The 7,151-nt window shown below is 41.9% G+C and carries 8 protein-coding genes; 1 reads left to right on the forward strand and 7 read right to left on the reverse strand.

Translation table 11 applies throughout. The features are described 5' to 3' along the window. Positions 1-50 precede the first annotated feature (50 nt). The gene (locus HY841_01350; protein ID MBI4929378.1) at positions 51-707 is read right to left on the reverse strand and encodes a leucine-rich repeat domain-containing protein; all 657 of its coding nucleotides are present in this window, start codon (positions 705-707) and stop codon (positions 51-53) included. 6 nt (positions 708-713) lie between these two features. Further along, the gene (locus tag HY841_01355; protein ID MBI4929379.1) at positions 714-1,703 is read right to left on the reverse strand and encodes a bifunctional riboflavin kinase/FAD synthetase; all 990 of its coding nucleotides are present in this window, start codon (positions 1,701-1,703) and stop codon (positions 714-716) included. A gap of 493 nt (positions 1,704-2,196) precedes the next feature. Between HY841_01355 and HY841_01360 the strand changes: the two genes are divergently transcribed. Continuing rightward, entirely contained in the window at positions 2,197-3,705 is a 1,509-nt protein-coding gene (locus tag HY841_01360) for a F0F1 ATP synthase subunit beta (GenBank protein MBI4929380.1), read from the forward strand. Positions 3,706-3,790: 85 nt separating this feature from the next. Here the strand turns inward: HY841_01360 and HY841_01365 are convergent, their stop codons facing one another. The 5 genes from HY841_01365 to HY841_01385 are packed head-to-tail and all read right to left on the reverse strand — an operon-like array spanning position 3,791 to position 6,921. Continuing rightward, the gene (locus HY841_01365) at positions 3,791-4,993 is read right to left on the reverse strand and encodes an NADH-quinone oxidoreductase subunit D (GenBank protein ID MBI4929381.1); all 1,203 of its coding nucleotides are present in this window, start codon (positions 4,991-4,993) and stop codon (positions 3,791-3,793) included. Between the two features lie 49 nt (positions 4,994-5,042). Further along, the gene (locus tag HY841_01370; protein ID MBI4929382.1) at positions 5,043-5,393 is read right to left on the reverse strand and encodes a four helix bundle protein; all 351 of its coding nucleotides are present in this window, start codon (positions 5,391-5,393) and stop codon (positions 5,043-5,045) included. Positions 5,394-5,435: 42 nt separating this feature from the next. After that, positions 5,436-5,939, reverse strand: a complete 504-nt coding sequence (locus HY841_01375) for an NADH-quinone oxidoreductase subunit C (protein MBI4929383.1) — start codon at positions 5,937-5,939, stop codon at positions 5,436-5,438. Between the two features lie 3 nt (positions 5,940-5,942). Beyond that, positions 5,943-6,506 (reverse strand): NADH-quinone oxidoreductase subunit B, encoded by a 564-nt coding sequence (locus tag HY841_01380; protein ID MBI4929384.1) that lies wholly within the window; start codon positions 6,504-6,506, stop codon positions 5,943-5,945. Positions 6,507-6,555: 49 nt separating this feature from the next. After that, on the reverse strand, positions 6,556-6,921 hold the full coding sequence (locus tag HY841_01385) for an NADH-quinone oxidoreductase subunit A (GenBank protein MBI4929385.1): 366 nt from the start codon (positions 6,919-6,921) through the stop codon (positions 6,556-6,558). Between the last annotated feature and the right edge of the window lie 230 nt (positions 6,922-7,151).

The raw sequence follows: 7,151 nt of genomic DNA on the forward strand, positions 1-7,151 counted from the left end.
ATTTATGAACACGTCTCACCCCCAACCCTCTCCTCAAGGAGAGGGGAGAACTAACCTGTTACGCAGTGACAGCTGGGCGAGAAAAAAATTTTTGCTTTTGGAAGAAGCTGGCGAATTCGTTCCTGCTGGTTGTCGTCAATCATGATGACGCGTAAATCCATCCAGCGAAGTTTTTTGAGTTTGGAAAGTTCTTCCGGAAAACTGGAAAGATCATTTTCCCACAAGTCAATTATTTCGATATTTTCCAAATCACCTATTCGTTTTGGAAGTGCCAGTAAATTATTTCGGGAGCCAACAAGTTTTTTCAGGTTTTTTAGTTCGCCAATTGAGTCAGGAAGGTATTGCAGTTTGTTTCCTGAAACATTCAGCACTTGAAGGTTGGTGAGCGTTCCGATTTGCTCTGGAAGCGAGTCAAGTTTGTTTTTGCTGATATTAAGTTCCTGAAGATTTTTGAACTTCAGAATTTCCACGGGAAAAACTTTCAGTTTCTTTTTGCTCAAATCAAGGCGGTAAACTTTGTCGGGATTCTGGAGAGCTTCCTGTAAGTTATTGTAAATGGGTGAAGCAAGGAGAGAAGCAGTGTCAAGAAGTGATTGTGCAGAAGCCCATCCCCATCCCTTCCCCAAGGGAAGGGAGAATAAAGCAAACACAAAAAATAAAACACTGAAGTGTAATCTGAATTGATATTTATTATTTTGCTTTTTCATTTTGTTTTAAACCCTCTCCCCTTGGGGGAGAGATGGAGAGGGGCTAAGTATCTTCAGTGTTTTTTCTTTATCTCCGTCAATTGCTTTCTTCAGCGCTTCCATGTTCTCAAATTTTTTTTCATCTCTTAGTTTCTGTCTGAAAAAGATACGGATGTTTTCGCCATAAATGTCCTTTTCAAAATCAAAGATGTTAACCTCGATGCTTTTTTTATGACCATTTATTCTATTGGAATCATTTCCTGTGGGATTAACAGTTGGATTGAAACCGATACTCATCATTCCGTTGTGCATTTTATTTTCTACTTGTACTGTTACTGCATAAACTCCATTTGCAGGAATCAGTTTGTGCTTGTCATCAATTTGAATGTTCGCAGTAGGATATCCCAATCCTTTGCCGATTCCTTTTCCTTTAACAACTTTTCCTTTGATAGAGTATTCGTATCCTAAAAATTTATTTGCGGTTTTGATATCACCGCTCTCCAGCGCCTTGCGGATTTTGGTGGAAGAGATTTCAATTTTATTAATGTCCTGCGCTGCGATTTTCTCCAGCTCGAAACCATATACGGTAGCAAGCTTTTTCAATTGCTGGAATGAGCCCTCTCTGTTTCTGCCGAAATGATGATTGTAACCGATGATGAGCTTTTTCGTTTTTATTTTGTTCACCAGAATATCACGCACGTATTCCGTGTAGGTGAACCGCGAAAACTTTTTCGTAAACGGATGAACGATCAAATGCTCCACCCCAAGTTTTTCCAACAAATCTTTTTTCTCTTCTTCCGTGTTCAGGAGTTTCAAATCTTCGTCATCGGGAAAAAGAACCATGCGAGGGTGGGGATAAAAAGTAAGTATCACCGATTCTCCCTTGATTGTTTCCGCGCCTTCTTTCAACTGCTGAATTATTTTCTGGTGCCCCAGGTGCACGCCATCAAATGTGCCGATGGTCACTGCCGGATTCTTGGCGCCTTTAAATTGCTCTATGCTTTCGTAGACTTTCATTTGCCGTTATCAAATGTAAGAAATAACTGCAAAACATTTTTTGCCTCACCCCCAAACCCTCTCCTCAAGGAGAGGGGAGAGATTGTGGGTTGGATTCTTTTACCCCGACATAAATGTCGGGGCTATTAATATTTTTCTCCTATGGAGAAATTTACAACCCCCTTAATCCCCCTTTGTTAATGAGGATTTTCTCTTCGCTCCAGAGGAGCGAGATGTTAATAGCCCCGCGCTTTAGCGCGGGGAAAACGAAATGCCACCACAATATTTTCCCTCTCCCTGTGGGAGAGGGATTAAAGGGTGAGGGATTTTGCGCGAAGGATTGAGCCATTTGTTTGAGCTCTTTTTGTGTTTCACAAAAAAGCGAGTGGCGAAAGCCTGACAGCGCGCCTCGCGGTGGCGCGCCCAAATGAAAAACCTGATAACTTTCATTTTGCAGATAGACAAATACTATTATTTTCGCAACACAAAACGCAAATAATACTATTCATAATATATGTCACAGTTAAAAGGAAAAATTTCTCAAATCATTGGCGCGGTGATTGACGTTTCTTTTCACGGAGAAAAAGTTACGCTCCCCAACATTCTGGATGCTCTTGAAGTAACCCGTCCTGATGGTGTGAACGTGGTGCTTGAGTGCCAACAGCACATTGGCGAAGATACTATCCGCACCATTGCGATGGATTCTACAGACGGATTGAGCCGTGGCACGGAAGTGCGCTCTTCGGGCGCTTCCATTAAAATGCCGATTGGCGAAAAAATAAACGGACGACTTTTCAATGTGGTAGGCGATGCGATTGACGGACTCCCTCAGGTAGAAAAGAAAAATGGTTACGCCATTCACCGCGACCCTCCGAAGTACGAAGACCTTTCTACTTCATCCGAAATTCTTTTCACAGGAATTAAAGTCATTGACCTTTTGGAGCCGTATGTAAAAGGCGGAAAGATTGGTTTGTTCGGTGGTGCGGGTGTTGGAAAAACAGTTTTGATTCAGGAATTAATTAACAACATCGCGAAAGGATACGGTGGACTTTCAGTTTTCGCAGGAGTGGGTGAGCGCACACGCGAAGGAAACGATTTACTCCGCGAAATGATTGAAGCGGGAATTATGAATTACGGAAAAGAATTCAAACACTCCATGGAAAAAGGTTCTTGGGATTTATCTAAAGTAGATATAGAAGGGTTAAAAGATTCAAAAGCAACTTTCGTGTTCGGACAGATGAACGAACCTCCCGGCGCGCGCGCGCGCGTGGCGCTTTCCGGTTTAACAGTGGCAGAATATTTCCGTGATGGCGATGAAAAATCCGGAGGAAAAGATATTCTTTTCTTCATTGACAATATTTTCCGATTCACACAGGCGGGCTCTGAAGTGTCAGCGCTTCTCGGACGCATGCCTTCTGCGGTTGGATACCAACCCACACTCGCAAGCGAAATGGGTGTGATGCAGGAAAGAATTACTTCTACCAAACGCGGTTCCATCACTTCTGTTCAGGCGGTATACGTTCCTGCGGATGACCTGACCGATCCTGCTCCTGCTACCACATTTGCGCACCTGGATGCAACAACCGTTCTCTCTCGTAAAATTGCCGAGCTCGGAATTTATCCAGCGGTGGATCCCCTGGATTCCACCTCACGAATTCTTACTCCTGCTATTGTTGGAGAAGAGCATTACAATTGTGCTCAGCGCGTGAAAATGATTCTTCAGCGATACAAAGAATTGCTCGACATCATTGCCATTCTCGGTATGGATGAACTTTCGGAAGAAGATAAATTAGTGGTAAGCCGTGCAAGACGTGTTCAGCGTTTCTTGTCTCAGCCCTTCCACGTTGCGGAAGCGTTCACCGGTCTGAAAGGCGCCCTCGTTTCTATTGAAGACGCGATTAAAGGTTTCAATATGATTCTCAACGGAGAAGTGGACGACCTTCCTGAATCGGCATTCCACCTTGTTGGAACGATTGACGAAGCAAAAGAGAAAGCAAAGAAGATTATGGCAGAAGCGAAATAGCCAATTTGATAATTTGAAAATTACCCGATTTGAAAATGTGGATTCATTTTCAAATTTTCAAATTGATTAATTGACGAATTGGCTGTTATGCATCCAGCTCCCCCGCAATCACATTCATCGCGCTCATCGTCAGGATGGCATCGGAAAGGAAAGCGCCTTTGATAATTTCAGGATATGCCTGGTAGTATATGAAACAGGGTCTGCGGAAGTGCAAACGGTATGCGCATCTGCTTCCATCGCTCATGAGATAAAAACCGAGTTCGCCATTTCCGCCTTCTACAGCGTGATACACTTCCCCTTTCGGAACTTCGTTTTCTCCCATCACAATTTTGAAATGGTAAATAAGGGCTTCCATATTATTATACACTTCTTCTTTCGGTGGGAGATAAAATTCAGGAACATTGGCATGAAATGGTCCGTCAGGAATATTAGCAATGGCTTGTTTGATGATGCTCAACGATTCCCACATTTCCTGCTCCCGCACCATGAAGCGGTCGTATACATCACCGTTTTGTCCTATCGGAACAATAAATTTAAAATCCTGATAAGATGAATACGGATTCATCACGCGCACATCGTAATCCACTCCCGTTGCACGAAGATTTGGTCCGGTGAAACCATAGTTAAGCGCACGCTCTGCTGAAATAGGTCCGCAACCAACTGTTCTATCCATAAAGATGCGGTTGCGTACCAGAAGATTTTCAAACTCTTCTAATACTCTTGGCAACTCATCGACTACACGTTTAATTTTTTTCCAGGTGGTTTCGGTAAAATCACGTTCCATTCCTCCGATACGGCCAATGTTTGTTGTGAGGCGCGCCCCGCAGATTTCTTCAAAGACCTCGTAAATATGTTCGCGAACCTGCATTACATAAAGGAAAACAGTCATTGCTCCACTATCGACACCAATTATGCTGTTGCAAACCAAATGATCTGCAATGCGTGAAAGCTCCATAATGATCACACGAAGATACTGCGCGCGTTTGGGAACTTCGCAGCCGATAAGTTTTTCAACCGTCATGTGCCAGCCCATGTTGTTGATAGGAGAGGAACAATAGTTAAGACGGTCAGTGAGAGTAGTAACTTGATAAAAAGGTCTTCGCTCGGCAATTTTTTCAAATGCCCGATGGATATATCCGCATTCAGGCACCGCGTCCATAATTATTTCTCCGTCCATTTTCAGTACGTTCTGAAAAATTCCGTGCGTGGCGGGATGGGTAGGACCTAAGTTTAAAGTAGAATATTCCTTCTCTTTAATTTCCTCTTGTTTGTTTTTTGCCTCTACCATATCAATAAGTCAAAAATTTTAAAATCAAAATTCAAAAGTTAATACAAAATCATTTTTTCAAGTTGATAATAATAGTCGCCAACACTTTTGAGATTTCAAGTAATTCTTTTTTGTCGTCAGTTATTCTTTCTAATTTCAAATCAAATCCCTCACTGATTATATCTATCCAGTATCCTGATTCATTTGCAGATCGAAGTGATATTTCATAGAACCGAATCAACTCTTTCCTTGTGCTGCTTGCCTTCGCTTCTACTACATTCGCTCCAACAGATGTTCCGCTTCGCAATAATTGGTTGACAAGCGGAAAATCAATTTTGTTCTTTCTTAACTCTGCACACAACCTGATAATTCTTATCGCAAACTTTTTTGTTCTTTCCTTAATATCTTTTTCGTACGCCAACTTTGTATTTCTTTTGACTTTTGACTTGTCTCTCTTTCTCTCTTACCTACCAAACATTGAATCGTTTTTATCCGTTCTTGTTCCATCTTCCAGTGCATATTCTTTTCTCATTGGATGGTAATTCATTTCATTCATATTTAAAATGCGTCTCAGATCAGGATGACCTTTAAAAATAATTCCGAAGAAATCGTATTCCTGCCTTTCCTGCCAGTTGGCGGAAGAAAAAAGAGGAGTTAACGTGGGAACTTCAGGGTCAGCAATCGGGAAAAAAGTTTTTAAGCGGATGCGCCAGTTTTTAGGCATGTTGTGCAATTGATACATTACGCCAAGTTCCTGTCCTTTGTTATCGGGAAAATGTAAGCCGCAAAGCGTTGTAAGAAATTCAAATCCCATTTCGGAATCTTCTTTCAAATACTTAACAATCTCAAAAAGCTTTTCCCTTTTTATAACGAAAACCGGAAAATCATAAAGCTGCTCGGCAGAAATAATTGCATCACCGAATTTTGTTTTTAATTTTTCTTCTATGTATCGTAAAAGATTTTCCACTGCTTACTGATTTTCCATTCCGTATTTTGTCATCAGCGCTTTATACTCAGGCGATTGTCTTTTTCTGAATGTTTCGCTGCTTACCATTTTTTGTATCAACAGGAGACCGTCAATAATCTGTTCAGGACGCGGAGGACAACCCGGAACATAAACATCCACAGGAATTACTTTATCAATGCCTTGCAAAACGCTGTACGTATCAAAAATTCCACCGCTTGAAGCACACGCACCCATAGCCAACACCCATTTTGGTTCTGCCATCTGCTCGTACACCTGTCTTACTATCGGTCCCATTTTTTTTGAGATGGTTCCCATTACCATCAGCAGGTCGGACTGGCGGGGAGAATAGCTTAACCTTTCACTTCCGAATCTTCCCAGGTCATAATGCGGAGCCATCACAGCCATGAATTCGATACCGCAGCAGGATGTGGCAAAGGGTTGCGGCCAAATGGAGTTTCTTCTTGCCAAGCCAACCGCTTTTTCCAGTGAAGTGGTAAAGAAACCCGGTTGAGAATACCCTTCCGGGGCTTCAACAATGGTGGGTTTTTGTGTTATTACTTCTGACATAATTTAAACTGTAATTTTTTCATCTGCCTTCTTACACCTGCCATGTTTCTTATTCCCACTTCAGAGCTCCCTTCTTCATTATATAATAAAATCCAACCATGAAAAATGCAATGAATAATCCCATTTCAATAAACCCCCGCATACCGAGTTCTTTAAAATTTACTGCCCATGGATACATGAAAATAACTTCCACATCGAACAAAACAAAAAGGATAGCTACCAAAAAATATTTTACAGAGAACGGAACGCGCGCATTACCTTGCGCTTCGATACCGCATTCAAAAACATCATTCTTTATTTTGGAACGTCTCTTTGGTCCCAGCCAATGAGAAATAAACATAACGGCTACCACAAATCCGGCTGCTACGAAGAAGGTGAGGACGATGGGCAGAAAATCAAGTGCGTTGTTCTGCATAAAAGTATTTCTGATTGCGGGCAAACATACATAATATTACAATGATATAAATGTGATTTTACTCATAAAATGAAGTTGTAAGTTGTTTGATTTAATGACCCCGGCATGAACTCCCTGTGGTCTTGCCACAGGGATGAAATGCCGTTGCGCGAAGCGCAAAAGAGTATGTTTACTTCATGGTAGACACGAGCGAGGAGATATGGTACTGGCATCACAATGTATCGGAGTGT

The sequence above is a fragment of the Bacteroidota bacterium genome, assembly GCA_016213405.1.
Taxonomy (GTDB): Bacteria; Bacteroidota; Bacteroidia; order Palsa-948; family Palsa-948; genus Palsa-948.

Excerpts from the sequence above, each read along its gene's own strand:
- HY841_01380 (MBI4929384.1), bottom strand. The coding sequence starts at position 6,506 with ATGTCAGAAGTAATAACACAAAAACCCACCATTGTTGAAGCCCCGGAA.
- HY841_01350 (MBI4929378.1), bottom strand. The coding sequence starts at position 707 with ATGAAAAAGCAAAATAATAAATATCAATTCAGATTACACTTCAGTGTT.
- HY841_01355 (MBI4929379.1), bottom strand. The coding sequence starts at position 1,703 with ATGAAAGTCTACGAAAGCATAGAGCAATTTAAAGGCGCCAAGAATCCG.
- HY841_01385 (MBI4929385.1), bottom strand. The coding sequence starts at position 6,921 with ATGCAGAACAACGCACTTGATTTTCTGCCCATCGTCCTCACCTTCTTC.
- HY841_01365 (MBI4929381.1), bottom strand. The coding sequence starts at position 4,993 with ATGGTAGAGGCAAAAAACAAACAAGAGGAAATTAAAGAGAAGGAATAT.
- HY841_01360 (MBI4929380.1), top strand. The coding sequence starts at position 2,197 with ATGTCACAGTTAAAAGGAAAAATTTCTCAAATCATTGGCGCGGTGATT.